Here is a 15,700-nt window from a genome sequence, read left to right as displayed (position 1 = left end):
AGGGGGGTGCCCATTCCATGGACAGAAAGAGACGCATAAATGCGACCCGTGGTATTGCAGGAGAATCTGCCCCTGCCCGATGGGCAGGGGCAGATAGGGTCAAAGGATCATAATTTGCCGTGGGCGCAGCGGATCAGGTCAATGGTGCTTTCCCAGGAGATGCATTCATCAGTGATGGAAACCCCGTACTTGAGCTGGTCTGCTCCGCAGGTGCCGTCCTGCCGCCCCTCAAAGAGATTGCTTTCCAGCATCAGTCCGATGATCCGGTCATTGCCCTGGAGCCGCTGGTCCAGGGAGCTTTTGAAAACAAAGGACTGGCCCGTGTATTTCTGGCCCGAGTTGTCGTGGGAACAGTCGATCATGATCCCGTCCAGAAGATCTTTCGCCCGGAGCTGGTCCTGGGCTTTCCCCACGGAAATGGGATCATAGTTGGGGGTAGGGCCTCCCCTGAGGACGATGTGTCCGTATTGATTGCCCGTGGTGCTGACCACGGATGAGACTCCGTTGGGGTCAATTCCCAGAAAATGCTGGGGGGCCGAGGCCGCCTGCATGGCATTTACCGCAACCGTGAGGCTGCCGTCCGTGCTGTTTTTGAATCCCACGGGCATGGAAAGGCCCGAGGCCATTTCCCTGTGGGTCTGGGATTCAGTGGTCCGGGCGCCGATGGCCACCCAGGAGAGAAGTCCGGCAATGTACTGGGGAGTGATCGTATCCAGGATTTCCGTGGCCGTGGGCAGGCCCATCTTATTGATATCAATGAGCAGGGATCTGGCCTTTCGCAATCCTGCATCCACATTATAGGTGGAATCCAGGAAGGGATCATTGATCAGGCCCTTCCATCCCACCGTGGTCCGGGGTTTTTCAAAGTAGACCCGCATTACCAGTTCGATCTTGTCCTTGATCTCTTCCCTGAGGTCCTTCATCTTCCCGGCAAACTCAAGGGCGGCATCGATATCATGGATGGAGCAGGGGCCGGCAATGACGAGTAGCCGTTTGTCCTTTCCCTGGAGGATGTTTTCAATGTCCCTGCGGCCTTTGATAACGGTCTGGGCCGCATCATCGTCCACCGGGAGTTCCTCTTTCATCCGGGAAGGGGAAGTAAGGGGTTTGAATTCCTTTACATTGACGTCATAGGTCTGTTTCATGGCGGTTTCCTTTTTTTGTCAGGCTTGCTTGGTCCGCCCGGGGGGAGAGAAGAAGAGTTTAAGCCCCAGGCGGTGTCTGCCTGCGGCTTAAATTAAAGATTAAATCAGCGCAATACAGGCAGATCGGGTATAAAAATAATACCAAAAATAAAATCTGTCTGTTTTGCAAAAATTCATCGGGTCTGGCTCCTTGTTTTAAAACAGGTAGAACACAATTCAGAATCCGTGTCAACCACTAAAACGGTTCTTGGCTCAATAAGAAACCAAACCCTCATGAAAACCTAAATCTTATCTCATATTTGGAGTGCTAGTCTTAGGCCCAACGTAAACCTGAAAACCAAGCGAGAGGATAGATAATGACCTGTGCGGATCTGCATCTTCATTCATGTTACTCCAAACACCCTGCGGAGTGGTTTCTGAAGAGACTGGGGACCCAGGAGTCCTATACGGACATTGATTTCCTATACCGGTCTGCCAAGGAACGGGGCATGTCCTTTGTCACGCTGACAGACCACAACACCATCCAGGGCGCCCTTGAACTCCACCGACGGTATCCGGAAGATACCTTTGTCAGTGTGGAGGTGACCGCCTATTTCCCTGAGAACGGATGCAAGGTCCATGTCCTGGTATATGATATTGATGAAGATCAGTTTAAAAAAATCGAGGCCGTCCGGACCAATATCTACGATTTGCGGGAGTTTCTGCTTGAACAAGAGATCGTCCATTCCCTGGCCCACGCCACCTATAGTGTAAATGAGCGCCTCAATGCAGATCTTGTGGAAAAATTGCTGCTGCTGTTCAACACATTCGAGGGGGTTAACGGCGCCAGAAGCCCTTATTATGCAAAAAAATGGATGAAGCTGCTGAAAGAACTCACCCCCGGGGATATGGATCGGCTTTCAGCCAAACACGGGATCAAGCCCCATGGCCCGGCCCCCTGGTCCAAGGGAATCACGGCAGGTTCCGACGACCATGCCGGCCTTTTTCAGGCCCTGACCTTTACCCGGGGACCCCAATGCAGAGATCCCAAAACATTCCTGGCAGCCGTCCGGAACGGGCAGACCCGGGCAGAGGGAAGAAGCCATGATTTTAAAACCTTTGCCTTTTCCATTTACAAGATCGCCTATGATTTTTCCAAACACAAGACCAGCGCGGATTCCCATGATCTCTTCAATATGATCAGCTCCATCCTCTTTGATCAGAACGGGGCATTGATTGCCAGTGCCCTCATCCCCAAGGATCAGAATACGCCATCGGAAGGGGCGGCCGGGGAGAAAAACCCCGAATCCCTGATGCTCGAATTCATGGAGGCCATTGCCAGGGATCTTGCCGATACCGGCGGTTCAGATATGGACACCAAGTTCAACCGGATCTATGCCAGCCTCTCCTCCCTGGTGGACAACTACTTTGTCATGGTCATGGATTCCATGGCCGATGCCGTTGATAAACTTTCCCTGGTCTCTTTTCTGAAAAATCTTTTTGCCTCTCTGCCCTTTTTCTTCTTGTCCACCCCCTTTGTCACCAGTGTTCGCCACCTTACCCGGGACAGGATCATCATCAACCGCCTCAGGGAACAGATGGACAAGCCCGAAGCCCCCTCGGGAAAGCGGGTGCTCTGGTTCACCGATACCATCCACGATCTGAACGGGGTATCGGCCAGCCTCCGTCAGATCGCCTGGCATGCCCACAGGACCGACCGGAATCTCACCCTGGTCACCTGCCATCCCGGCAGCGATAAAATCCAGGCACTGCCCCCCAATGTCATGAACCTGGACAGCGTCTATTCCTACAGGCCTGAACTCTATACCTCCTATACCATGTACTTCCCCTCTCTTCTCAAGGCCATTGACAGGATCAGCACCTGCAACCCGGAAAGGGTGATCATCTCCACCCCCGGTCCCGTGGGACTGCTGGGGCTGATGGCGGCCCGGATGCTCAATATTCCCAGCACCGGGGTCTATCATACGGACTTTAAAACCCAGCTGGACCTGACCATTAAGGATCACACCCTTTCTTCCCTCATCTTCCAGTATGACCGGATGTTTTTTACCATGATGGATGAGATCCGGGTGCCTTCCATGGCCTACGTGGACATTTTAAACCAGCGCGGTTATCCAGGGGAAAAGCTCAAGATCTTTGAGCGGGGAATCAATACCTCGCTTTACAGGTACCGGGAACAGGGGAACCATGAAAAAGCAGATTCCCAAGAGCCGGAATTCACCCTGGTCTGGGCCGGACGGGTGAGCCACGATAAAAATATCGCCTATCTCCTAGAGGTATTTGAACTGGCCCGGAAGGAAATCCCCGGAATCCGGCTGGTCATGGCCGGTCACGGTCCGGATTACGATTATTTTAAAGAGATCACCGCAGGAATCAAAAACGTGGAAATGAAGGGCAGGGTCCCCTATGAAAAGCTTCCCGGGTTTTATAGTGCCGGAGACCTCTTTGTCTTTCCCTCCACCATGGACACCTTCGGCATGGTGGTCCTGGAGGCCCAGGCCTGCGGCCTCCCCGGTCTGGTCACCGACATCGGCGGCCCCCAGGAAATTGTGGAGAACGGGGTTACCGGTAGCGTTCTCTCCCTTGCCAGAAGGCAGGACTGGGTCTCTGCCATCCAGGCCCATGCCCGCCGGAAAGCCGAGAACCCGGAAGAGTACAGGGCCTATAAAAAGAAGATCAGCCGGAAGGTCCATACCCAGTTCTCCTGGGAAAAGGCCCTCACCGATATGATTGACCTGCCCAACCGCTCCATCTGCATCCGGGGCGAAGCCCTGTACGCAAAGTCCGCATGATGAATGTTCTGCCGGCCGCAGCCGAACGGCTCAAGAGAAAATGGCGTCAGAAACTCATCCGGAGCCTGCCCGGACAGGTGGTGATCCAGGTCACGGACAAGTGCAATGCCGCCTGTCCCCAGTGCGGCATGCGGATCTCCTCTGATTTTACCCGAAAGAGCCTGGCCAGGGAAGATGTGTTCAAAATCATTGATGCTGCCGGGGATCGGGGCGTCAAGGCGATTTCCTTTACCGGGGGAGAGCCCCTTCTTGTGCTGGATGATCTGTGTGCCTATATGGACCGGGCAGGAGAGAATGGGATTCCCTTTATCCGTACCGGCACCAACGGATTTTTATTCCGGGGCAGCCCCAAGCCAGGATTCCGGGACAGGATAGGGAAGCTGGCCCGGCAGGTTGCTGCCACACCGGTGAGAAATTTCTGGATCAGCCTGGATTCCTGTGATTCAAAAATCCACGAAAGAATGCGGGGATTTAAAGGCATCGTGGAGGGCATTGAAAAGGCCCTGCCCATTTTTCACGATGAGGGCCTTTATCCTTCGGCCAACCTGGGGATCAATAGGAACCTGGGAGGAGACCTGACCCGGAATCTGGACCCAAGAGATTATTCTGATCCGAAAGATTACGAACAGGCCTTATACAAGGCCTATTCCAAAGGATTTTCAAAATTCTACAAGAAGGTCATTGAGCTGGGGTTCACCATTGCCAATGCCTGTTACCCCATGAGCGTGGACCCGGACCAGGAAGACCTGGAAGCGGTTTATGCCGCCACCTGCTCCGAGAACATTGTCCGATTCTCGCAAAAAGAAAAAAAGATGATTTTCAAGGCCCTGAAGGATACCATCCCCAGTTTCAGGGAAAAAATCCGGATATTCACGCCCCTGGCATCCCTGGACGCCCTGATCCGGGAATACGGCGGCAAAACCGCTAGCTCTTTTCCCTGCCAGGGCGGACTCAACTACCATTTCATCGATTCCCAGACCGGCAATACCTTTCCCTGCGGATACAGGGGAGGGGAGAATTTCGGGAAATACTGGCATCTTAACGGAAAGACCCGGGATCTCCAGCCCGACTGCCGGCTCTGCGACTGGGAGTGTTTCCGCGACCCTTCGGAACTGGCAGGACCGGTCCTGGACCTTTTTTCCTCTCCCTTGGGCCTGGTCAAAAAAACCGCCCGGGACCCTTTGGGAGTGAAAACCTGGGCCCGGGATCTTCTCTACTACCGGGCCTGCGGCTACTTTAACGGAAGGTCGGCTCCGGATTACCGGCGAATGTCCCGCGTCTGATTTTTTGATCCGGCGTCAACATCCGGCAAGAACCTGCAATAATAAATTCGGGATACTATCGACTCGAAACAGTATTGATGCCCTCGGTTGGAAAGGCATTTGCCCCGCAATAATAGATATAGTTCTGGAATATTGATTCCTAAGGATGTTTTAAAACTATCCTTTGATGTTTCATAAAGTTGGTTGCAAAGCCGAGTTTCGTCTGGGCAACTTAAAAAGTGTTGAACGCATCTAACTTTGCACAGGGGACATCGGCAAACGAATGATGAATTTAGCTCCCGCTCCCGGCTGGGATTCCACAATCATTTCGCCTCCATGATTTTCAGTGATGATGAAGTATGAAACACTCAGACCCAATCCCGTTCCCACACCCTGGGGTTTGGTGGTAAAAAAAGGATCGAATATCTTCTTGCGGGTGGTCTCGTCCATGCCCGGACCGTTGTCCTCAATCTCCACGCAAGCCTTGTTGCCGGTGGAATCCACATAGGTGCTGATGATAAATTGGGGAGACTCGATTCCTTCAGACTGCATGGCTTGGGCTCCGTTGCCGAATATATTGAGGAACACCTGCTGGATCTTTGTGGCTTGACAGGGAACCCCCGGCAGATTGTCAGCATACTGTTTGATGATTTTTATTTTTTTGAAATCATACTGCTTTTTCAAGTCATAGTCCGTGGCGGCCAGTTCCAGGGTCTTATCCAACAGCTCATTCAGATGATGGGACGTGGATGATGGGTCCTCATCGCCTTTACGGGCAAAACTGAGCATATTATTCACAATTTCCGCCACCCGCAAACCCGAGGTGGTGATGGCATTCAGCATGCGGTGAATACCCCGGGCTTCCATGAAGTGCTCTATTCCTTCCAGGGTGATCCCAGCTGCATCGGCGGCCCGCTGGTTGGCCGGTATATGGAAGCTGGTGGTGAGTCGGTTGCCTAATACGTTGGCGGTTTGCAGCATTGCGGCCAGGGGGTTATTTATTTCATGGGCCATGCCCGCAGCCAATCCCCCCACGGAAAGCATCTTTTCGCTCTGGATCATCATTTCCTCCATATGCACGTGTTCGGTGACGTCATCCACACGAATCACGGCACCTTCCACCCCGTTTGTCATCAGCGGAAAAATGGTGATGTCTTCATAACGGATATCCTGATCCACCTTACGGGAAACCTTTGAAGAACTGACTACCCGGCGATCCCGGATAGAGGTTCTAAGATCTTCCATTTTGCCCTTAAGCTGGGCAAAGACCGTATCAAGAGGCTTTTTAACTGCCTGATCAGAAGAAATTCCAGTCACCTGCTCGGCCTGCCGGTTCCAATGAGTAACCCGGCCCTGGGAGTCCACCCCCACCAATACCGAGGGCATGGAGTCGATGATGTTTGAAAGATAGTTGCGCAATTGCCTGAGTTCATCTTCAGCCTGTTTTCGTTCGCTGATGTCACGCACAAAGGAGACGTGCAGAGGGGTATCATCGAACCACATTTGCCGGCTTACTACATCAGTGGGGAAAATGGAGTTATCCTTGCGTTTGTGCAAGGTTTCAATTTGCTTATTCTCTATCGGAATGCCTTTCCGAAATTGTTCCCAGTCATTGAAATGCTTTTCTCTGGGATAGACCGGGTCTATATCCCATAAATACAATTTCTCCAGTTCATTTCGGGTATACCCCAGACTGCGGCAGGCCTGTTCGTTAACATAAGTAAATCGCCCCTCCCCGTCCATCCAGAACACGGCATCCGGTGCATTGTCGATGGTGAACCGGAACATTTCCAGGCCTTTTTGCATCTGCTTACGTTGTGTGATGTCACGGAAATACCAGACGCGCCCAAGATGATTCCTGTCCGGATCCAGCATGGGAGAGGAGTAGTGGTCAATGATGCGGCCATCGGCCAGGACAAGTTCTCCATGGCTTTTTTTCTCGGGATGGGCGTGCAGATGCAGGATCTGGGCTTTGAACGGATCAGGTTTTTTGATCCTTTCCAAGACCAGGTCGAGGTCCTGCCCATCCACCTTTGATACCTCGGTATCTTTCGGCATCGACCACATCTCGGAAAACCGCCGGTTACATAAAAGCCGTCTTCCGTTCCGATCCAGCACGAGAATGGCATCCAGGGAGGTTTCCTGCTGGGTGGCGAGGATCACATTCAATGATGCAAGATCGGATGTATAATCGCCAATCCGGCAGAATAGTTCATCCAGGGCTGTTTTTACCAGCCAAATCTCTTCGCTCACCACACCTTTGAGCTGGGGCAGGCTCTCCTGGACATCTCCTCCGCTGCGGCGCAGGGTATTGGCCAGGGTGTTCAGGGGCCGCAGAAGCAAGATGACAATCCACCAGCTCAGAAAAAGCAAAAGCAGGATGCAGACGATGCCCCAGAAAAAGCCGATGGTCACATCCCGCTTGACCTTTTGTAAAAACGCCTTGCTCCCGTAAAATGTGGCAATGCCCAAAAGTTCTCTGGTTTCTCTGGAAAAGATCGGTACCTCCGCGGCATAGCCCCGGATCTGATAATCGGTTCCTGCGGCTGCCCGGCGGACCAGATCAAGGGATCCGGGCTCCGCATCCACGGCATCATAGTCCATCTCCAGCTTCACAGCCAGAACCAGGGGGGTCTGGGTCGCTGGATCCTTGAGCAGCAGCATATGGTCCATGAACCGGACGATCTGGTTTTGATCAACATCGGAACCGGACAACTGGGCTGCCAGGGCCAGGGATTGGGACTGGGCCAGGGATCGGATACTGGATTCGACGCCCGCTTCCAGTCGAGGCCCCAAAATCCTCATCCAGTAAAACAAAAGCAAGCCTTCCATTAGAACCGCCAGCACCACGAACATCATGGTAATGCGTCCTTTGAGAGAGGAGGGGTATCCAATTCCCGATCTAGTCGTCATAATGCTTTGATACCCTGAGAAAAAACGGTTTGATTTTAATGTCGGATGCCTTCATGGCTTCAATATTGATGTAGGGCAGCAGTCTATCGCTAATGTGGATGCCGCCCACGATACCCTCCTCCACATCTCCTTTGAATGGCGAAAAAACGATGATATGGTGTTTTTTGCCGAAATTGACCACTGTGTTCAGTTCATCACGAATCTTCTGGACCAGAAAAATGCCGGCAGGGGGCTCATTTTGATATTGAATCAAGGCGTTGCTGACAGCCAGTTCCACGCGAATGGGAATTTTCTGGATATGCCGGACCTCTTCCAGGTTGCGGGCGAAGGTTTCCGCGAGTCTTTTGTTGTTCGTGTAAATCAGGACCAGCAGCAGCGCACCATCTGTCCCCCGTTTGTCCCGAATATCCAGGTCAGCGGCCAGCACGCTGCGGAAGACGTCGAGACCGGCATTAAGGCGCACGTCTTTTATTTCCAGTGTCCAGGCATGGGCACATAAAAGCAAAAGCAGACCCACCATCAGAAAGATGGGAGGCCGGGCAGTAAGGTTTGCCCCCGGCCATATATTCAAAACCCTGCCCGGATACTTGTTAAAAAACATAGCTCAAACTCACCCACCACTGTCTGCCCGGGCGTGGATAGTCTTCGCGGTATGTGGGCACGTAGTTGCCCGAGGAGTCAGTCGTGGTCGGGGCAGGATCGCGGATCTCCGAATTGAAGATGTTTTTTATCCCTGCTCGCATCGTAAGGCCGGTAACCCACAGATTGAAAATCGAGCCTGTAACATCCAGGGTAAAATAGTCATTCATTTTTTCCCGGGTGTCATGGGCTTCTCTCAAACGTTCTCCCACATACCGGCCTTGCAGGTTGACTACCAGGTCCGGGTTATATTCATACAGCATCCCGATATTGCCGAGCCAGTTGGCCACGGTAGTGGCCGACCCGACCGGGACATCATTGATATCAACATAGGAAAAATTCGCATCCAGTTTCAGGCTGTCTCCCAGGCGTCGCTCAAAGGACATTTCCACACCGCTATGGACGGTTGTTCCATCTGAATTGGCATAAATCTCGTCACTCCGGTCCCGTACAATGAAATCGTTTAGTTTCGAATAAAACAGGGTGACGCGGCTCACAAGCTGTTTGGTACGATAGATATAGCCCAACTCAATGGTGTCAATGGTTTCGCTTTCCAAATCTTTATTACCCGATAGTATTGGATTGTTTTTGGTATACATCTGATTAATCGTGGGCGGACGAAATGCATGGGCATACTGGGTTTTAAAAATATGATTGTCCGTGGCCCTCCAGACCAACGCCATCCTTGGGCTCAGATCCGTACCTGCATCGTCGTAGTGGTCAAATCGCACCCCGGCGGTTATGCTGATGTCCGGGCCGACGGCAATTTCATCCTGCAAGGTTAGGCTGTTGAGCCAGCGATCCACATCCTCGTCAATAAAATTCTCTTCTCCTGAAAATCTTGTCAACCCGGCAAGGGGCGCACCCGTGGAGGGTTGGAAGTTGGTTTCATGCCAGGCATCATCCACCTGTATGTATGCTAACGAGTAAACCAATTTAAGGGTTTGGTGACGAAACCCCTCCCAAGTCATTTCGATGTCGCCATCGATCCTGGACTCCAGATAGTATGGGTTGCCGATCAGTCCATCGGGGAAAATGCCGAGATAGCCGGCAGGTGCAGTGATGATTTCCGAAGTGGAATACTCATACCGCAAATAGCCCAAAGAGAAGACCGTTTCCAGGTCGGGCGTGAAATGGAGTCGCTGCCTCGCCTGAGCCCCGTAGTTTTTAGATTGGAATTTGATTTCATCATCGGGCGGGGGAAGATAATTGCTGAGGCCGAAATGGTCGCCGAACCCGGTTTGGAGATAGTAGGCGGATAGGGAAAAATCTTTAAACCCAATGTTAAGAATTCCCGAGCACATTTCCCGGGATTCGTTGGTCGGACCCGGAGCGTTGGATATTGCAGGCATGCCCAGGCCATAGGCAAGATCCTCTCCCGAATCGATAACGGCTCCATCCGTTCCCGTTGATGCAAGATTGAGACTTAATGAAAGATCATGCTTGGGTTTTTTGAACGATAGAAGCCCCGTGCCGATGTAGGAATTATGGCTGCCTATGGATCCGGAGATTTGGTTGCCATGCTTTTTCGTAATCACATTGACAACCCCCCCATAGGCATACTCACCGTGGACGGCTGAACCGGGGCCGGCTATCACTTCGATGCGTTCAACTATGGCCAACGGAATGGCGGAGACCATCCATGCATCTCCAAGATGGGCAGTATTCATGGCAATGCCGTTGACCTGATATTTTAAAATATGTCCAATCACCCCTGATTTTCCGATCCCCCTGGAGATGATGTCAATTTGACCATAAGAGTTGATGGAGGTTTCGATCCCCGGCACCAGTTCCAGGGCCTCCAATACTGTTTGCATGCCGCGGGAGAGCAAATCTTCACCGTCCAGCACTGTCACCATGCCGGGTACGTAATCTGCGTTTAGTTTTGATTTGGTGGCGATTTCGGTATGTTTATCAAGAATTTCCAGTAAATGCTGCATTTCTTCCTCTTCTCCAATTGCCTTGGACTGTAAAGGAATATTGTCAGAGGAGCGGGGCGGTGTATTCCGCGCGTTACAAAGAGGGGCGGCAATAGCCCATACAACCCATACCAGCAACAAAATTGTGGAACCCGCGCCTTTTTGTCGTTTTTTCATGGATTTTCTCCTCCTTGATTGTCAATCGATAGTATGGATAAAACTGTGCCGACCATACCGAATCAGGAACAGGCTGTGTATTTTGAACTCCCCGGTTTTTGTCTTAATATGAATGATTCTTCCTTTTTTTACAATTACGCTTCCATAATTTAAAATTCCATATACCTTCTTACAAATCCCGCATCCGAGCCACAAGACCATCCAGGTAATCGTGACGATTCAAGCGGCCACTTCCTTCCATCCATCAGGTGGGAACAAGACTGGCGAATTTTTTTGGGCTTTAACAACATCTCCGAATCATAATATATTATAATTGCATGGGGATTATTTAAAAGTCAAATTCTCTGTAATATTGATTCATATATTGTGACACAATGAGCATTATGACAGAGGAGAAGGAAAAGCAGACTGCGCAATCACGGCTTTTTCAGGATAGAAGGGGAGGTCAAAAATAATCAAACATAGAACCCATCTTATCCCAAAGCGATGCTTTTGAAAAATAGATGTCGTCTTGGAACGCAAAATTAGCAGGATAATCTTGCAGCTACGATTTTGTATTTCTATTGATGATTTGCCTTCCCACGAAAAAAGGGATTGACCTGCTCTGGGAATGGGTCTTTTTATTGAAATCCCCTTAACCGGTTTTAAAACTCATACTTCAAACTGGTCACGATCCGGTCGTTTTGATCCCAGTGCCCATAACTGATATTGTCGAAGGAGTACTCGTCCGAGGACTCAATGTCATCTGTATCGCCCTCGAAGATTTCAAAGGCACAGGCCAGCGTCAGTCCTTCCCTCAGCCGGTACGAGATTTTAAACCGGTTCATCCAGGCATTATCTGACAATTGGTTGTGAAAGAGGTTTTCAAACTTTAGGGATTCATTGTATTTCAGCTGGAGTCTTGCCAGGATGTCATTTTGTCCCGGACGGCCGTTTTGGGAACTCTGGGTATAATTTTCCGCGCTCTGGCGGTCTGTGATGATCTCATTGGCATATTCCATTGTGAGTACGATCTGGTCCATCCGGATCAGGGCGGCGGTGTCATTCAGCGTATAGGTGACTCCGGCGGCCCAGCTGACATAGTCGTCATCCTTGTTGTTCTCACTGACGTTATAGAGTGCCTCCCCATGGAATTCAAATTTATTGACAGTGGTTGAAAATCCGCCGGCAAGGGAGTAGACACGCACGATTTTTTCAAAATAAGAATCGCCTTCTTTTTTCACGACGGTGTATGGATTCGGACCGGAATCCATGCTCGCAAAAAGGTCCCATCCGCTGAGGGTTGTTTTTGCCTTGATAAAATATCCCATGTTTTTTCCTGAGATATCCGGATCTTCCCGGGTCACCGATCCTTTTGTCATGGGCAGTGACGAGGGGAGGGAGGTCTGGGTTGAATAGGTTCTCTCCCCCCACCACCTTGAAAGGGGGGAGGGTTCTTTATTGCGCTGGTTTACGGGGAGTACGGCAAATTCGAGCCGGGTGGTATCCTGAAAATAATCCGCCCGGGCCTGCCATATGCCGAATTGTTTTGCATCTGTGGGATCAGTCATATCCATGGGGCGGAAGCGGTCGGAGGGCGAAATGAGCGTACAGATCCCGTTGGTGAATTTCTTTTTGCCAATGGTGAAATCGGTGTTTTCACCGCTGTAGACTGCGTAGAGCTCATTGATTTCCAGGTGGCGCCGGTAATATTCCTTGTCCTGCATCCAGTTTGAGACATTCCTATAGGTGTCGTCCTGGGTTCCGGTTTCCACCCATCCGGAGGTAAAGAGGTTCACGGATGATGTTCCCGTCGAGGTTGAAAATTCGAGCAGGGCTTCTCCGACATCTTTGTTGTTGTCACATTCAATGGAACTGTCCATTTTGTCAAAAAAATGATGATACCTCAATCTCAGGCTTCCCTCGAAATTGTCCAGCAATCCGTTTACCCATGGATTCCCGCTTTTCTCAACCGCCTCCGGCGTCCGGACTTCCGATTCGCTGCTTTCCAGGTCTTCAAACAGATCCAGATCATCAGAGGCAAAGGTGCTGTCGCAGGAAAAGAGAACCGCACACAAAAATCCGGTCAGTCTGATAAGCATGTCTGAAAGGGTCATTTGGTTACTTTCATCAGGTCAATGGTTCTCTCATTGAGCCGCTGTCCGAGAATTTTTGCAATATTGCGGTAAAGGTGAGCTGCGATTCTCGGATAGATCGTCCTGAGCCGGCTCATCCCCTTCCAGTCAAACTCAAGGCATTTCATATCTTCGGTTGCTTTGATATCTGCGGTTCTGGGACCGGGGTTCACCAGGGCCATTTCCCCGAAAATATCCCCGGGCCTGACACTGCCGATTACACAGGGGGCGTCGTTGGCATCCCGGGTCAAAACCTCAGCGCTGCCTTCCAGCACCATGAACATGGTATTCCCATGCTCACCATAACGGATGATCCGTTCCCCTTGGGGGGTTTCCCAGACCTTCCCCAGCAGGATCACACGCTTCATCTGCCAGGGTTTCAGGCCCCGCAGCAGCCGGGACCCTTCGATGACCTCCTGCCGCAGGTTCAGTTTGACCATATCCCAGATGGTGATCAGCTGGGTTGAAGACAATAGGACCGGCGTGAGAAGCAGATCTCCGAAACAGGCAAAAATCATGACCAGGGCAGAGAGAAATCCAAAGGAGACAATGGGCTTGAAACTGGAAAAACAGATCACGGCAAATCCCATTGCCAGGGCAGTGGATGTGGAGATCACCGGGGTGATTTCCGAACGGATACAGGATTCCATGGCCTTATCCTGGTCCTGGAGCTTTCTCATATCCCGGTTGTAGTGGGTCATGAGATGAACCGTATCGTCCACTGCAATGCCGATGGCAATGGCTGCAACCATGGCGGTCCCGACGTTCAGGGATATCTTGAAGATCCCCATGACCCCGAAAACAAGGATAATGGGGAAAAAATTGGGCACAAGGGATAAAAGTCCTGCCTTGATGTTGACGAACAGGACGGACATGATGACAAATATGATGAACAAAAGCAGGGTCAGGGACCAGACCTGGCCGTAGGCAATGCTGTCTGCAGCATTGTTCACCAGGATATTCTCTCCGGTAAAGCCGGTTTTCAAATGGGGATTCAAATGGGCCGCCATATAGGTTTTCACATCAGACACGGCCTCATTCAGTTCGTGGGAAGAGCCTTTGATATGCCGTACCATGAGATTGACCTCGCTGTAATCCGGCGACACATACCGCTCAATTTCATCCCGCTGAAGGGTTAAAAGATACTGGGCGATCAGTTTTTTTGAAGTGGGCAGCTTAAAAAATACCGGATCCCCGTTGTTCATTTCCTTGTGGATGAGCTTGAGGAATTCAGTGAGGGAAATCACCTTGTCAAACCAGTTCTTTTCCTGCATATAGCTGACCAGGCCGGCAACCTGGGCAAGATTTTCAGGCTCTTTAAAATATCCTTTGACCCCGCTGCTCACACGGATGTAGAAGGCCTGGGGGCCTGCGATCTCTTCATGGAGCATCTGACTTCTCATCCGTATGGGGGAATCGGGTTTAAAATACCCGAGAAGGTCATTGTCCACTTTGACGTCGAAAATAAAAAGCCCCATGATAATGGAAAGGGTCAGGGAAAATCCCAGGATCAGTTTCTTCTGGGTCTGTACCAGAAGGATAATTCGGTTCGAAAGGGCTGCCAGCAGACGGGAATTCAAATTTGCTTTCCCCTTTTCCGGGTGTTTCAGGCCGGGACCGAAAAACTTCAGGTAAACCGGCGTGACCAGGCAGGTGATCAGGGGATTGACAAAAAGCCCGAATGAGGAAACGATACCGAACTGCTTCAGGATCAGGATGTCGTTGATGGTAATGGATAAGAATCCCAGGAAGGTGGTCAGGGCGGTCAGCATGACGGCCGTGCTGGTCTTTGCCGCCATGAAATCCACTGCTTTGAGTTTGCTGCCCCCTTCTGCCTTGAGTCCCTCAAAATATTTGGCCAGAAGATGAATGTCTTCTGTGGACCCGATAACGATGATCAGGGAGGGGACAATGACGGTCAGGATATTAAGGGGAATCCCCATATATCCCATGAACCCGGCCGACCAGACGACACTGCTGCCCGCTGTCAGCATGGGCAGGACAGCACCGGCCGAAGTCCGCATGGTCACCAGCAGCATGAGAAGCAGGACAATGACGGAGAGCGGTGCCATGGTCATCTGATCTGAAATGATGCATTCGGTGATTGATTTGCGGGTATAGGAATTGCCCAGCTGGAACACTTTTTCAAAATCCGGCCGGGCCTTGCCAATGATCTCTTCAACCTTATCCGTAAAATGAAGGACAAAATCCGGATCGTCCGGGTCCGGTGTGACAAAGAGGTTCAGTGCCACTGCATTGCCGTCGGGGGAGATGATATTGTTGACCCAGATGGGATTGTTCAGGGCATCGGCCTTGACCCGGGCCGCCTCTTCCAAGGTCTCCGGCAGATAATCCATCAGGGGCAGGACGTTCAGCGATCCGTTTTCCCCCTTGAAATTGGTGACCGTAAAAAGGCTTTCCGTCTTCTGGACAGCCGGCAGGCTTTCGAGGGCATACTGGATATCATCCAGGCGGAGAAGCTTCTCCGGGGTGAACAGATCCTTGTCTTTGATAAAAACAACCGTGATATTCTCTGTTCCGAATTTTTCAACGGTATCGTTGTAGTAAGCCATTGAGGGGTCATGCTGGAGCATCATGCCGGAAGAAGAGGCATCAATCCTAAGTTTTTTAAGACCCAAACTGAAAAACAGGGTTATGGCAAGGATAAAAATAACAATGGTTTTGGGGTGACGGTGGCTCCACAGGATTAATTTCTGCATAGGATGTCTCTATCTGCAA

8 protein-coding genes are annotated in these 15,700 nt (G+C 51.1%); 2 read left to right on the top strand and 6 right to left on the bottom strand.

Features of this window, described 5'->3' with window-relative positions; all coding sequences use genetic code 11:
- Positions 1–107 precede the first annotated feature (107 nt).
- Complete coding sequence (locus F608_RS0106785; RefSeq protein WP_022664865.1) at positions 108–1,145, bottom strand: 3-deoxy-7-phosphoheptulonate synthase; 1,038 nt, start codon at positions 1,143–1,145, stop codon at positions 108–110.
- A 356-nt stretch (positions 1,146–1,501) separates the two neighbouring features.
- Here F608_RS0106785 and F608_RS30980 point away from each other — a divergent pair, with 356 nt between their 5' ends.
- Complete coding sequence (locus tag F608_RS30980) at positions 1,502–3,937, top strand: glycosyltransferase (protein WP_022664864.1); 2,436 nt, start codon at positions 1,502–1,504, stop codon at positions 3,935–3,937.
- Positions 3,934–5,220: a radical SAM protein gene (locus tag F608_RS0106775; protein WP_033398084.1), complete on the top strand. Its 1,287-nt coding sequence runs from the start codon at positions 3,934–3,936 to the stop codon at positions 5,218–5,220. Before F608_RS30980 ends, F608_RS0106775 begins: the two co-directional genes overlap by 4 nt.
- A 231-nt stretch (positions 5,221–5,451) precedes the next feature.
- Here F608_RS0106775 and F608_RS36860 read toward each other — a convergent pair whose 3' ends face one another.
- The 5 genes from F608_RS36860 to F608_RS0106745 all read right to left on the bottom strand — a co-directional run bounded on the left by F608_RS36860 (position 5,452) and on the right by F608_RS0106745 (position 15,681).
- Positions 5,452–8,112, bottom strand: coding sequence for a PAS domain S-box protein (locus F608_RS36860; protein WP_153307458.1), 2,661 nt, complete (start codon positions 8,110–8,112; stop codon positions 5,452–5,454).
- Positions 8,102–8,632, bottom strand: coding sequence for a hypothetical protein (locus F608_RS0106765; RefSeq protein ID WP_208599517.1), 531 nt, complete (start codon positions 8,630–8,632; stop codon positions 8,102–8,104). Before F608_RS0106765 ends, F608_RS36860 begins: the two co-directional genes overlap by 11 nt.
- A 70-nt stretch (positions 8,633–8,702) precedes the next feature.
- Positions 8,703–10,847 carry a TonB-dependent receptor gene (locus F608_RS0106760; protein WP_084681002.1) on the bottom strand — a complete coding sequence of 715 codons (2,145 nt, stop codon included), beginning with the start codon at positions 10,845–10,847 and terminating at the stop codon, positions 8,703–8,705.
- Positions 10,848–11,491: 644 nt separating this feature from the next.
- Entirely contained in the window at positions 11,492–12,943 is a 1,452-nt protein-coding gene (locus F608_RS0106750) for a hypothetical protein (protein ID WP_022664858.1), read from the bottom strand.
- Complete coding sequence (locus F608_RS0106745) at positions 12,940–15,681, bottom strand: MMPL family transporter (protein ID WP_022664857.1); 2,742 nt, start codon at positions 15,679–15,681, stop codon at positions 12,940–12,942. The genes F608_RS0106750 and F608_RS0106745 overlap by 4 nt, the downstream gene beginning before the upstream one ends.
- Positions 15,682–15,700 lie beyond the last annotated feature (19 nt).

The organism is Desulfospira joergensenii DSM 10085, from assembly GCF_000420085.1.
Classification (GTDB): Bacteria; Desulfobacterota; Desulfobacteria; order Desulfobacterales; family Desulfobacteraceae; genus Desulfospira; species Desulfospira joergensenii.
This window is presented reverse-complemented; position numbering and strand designations above follow the sequence as displayed.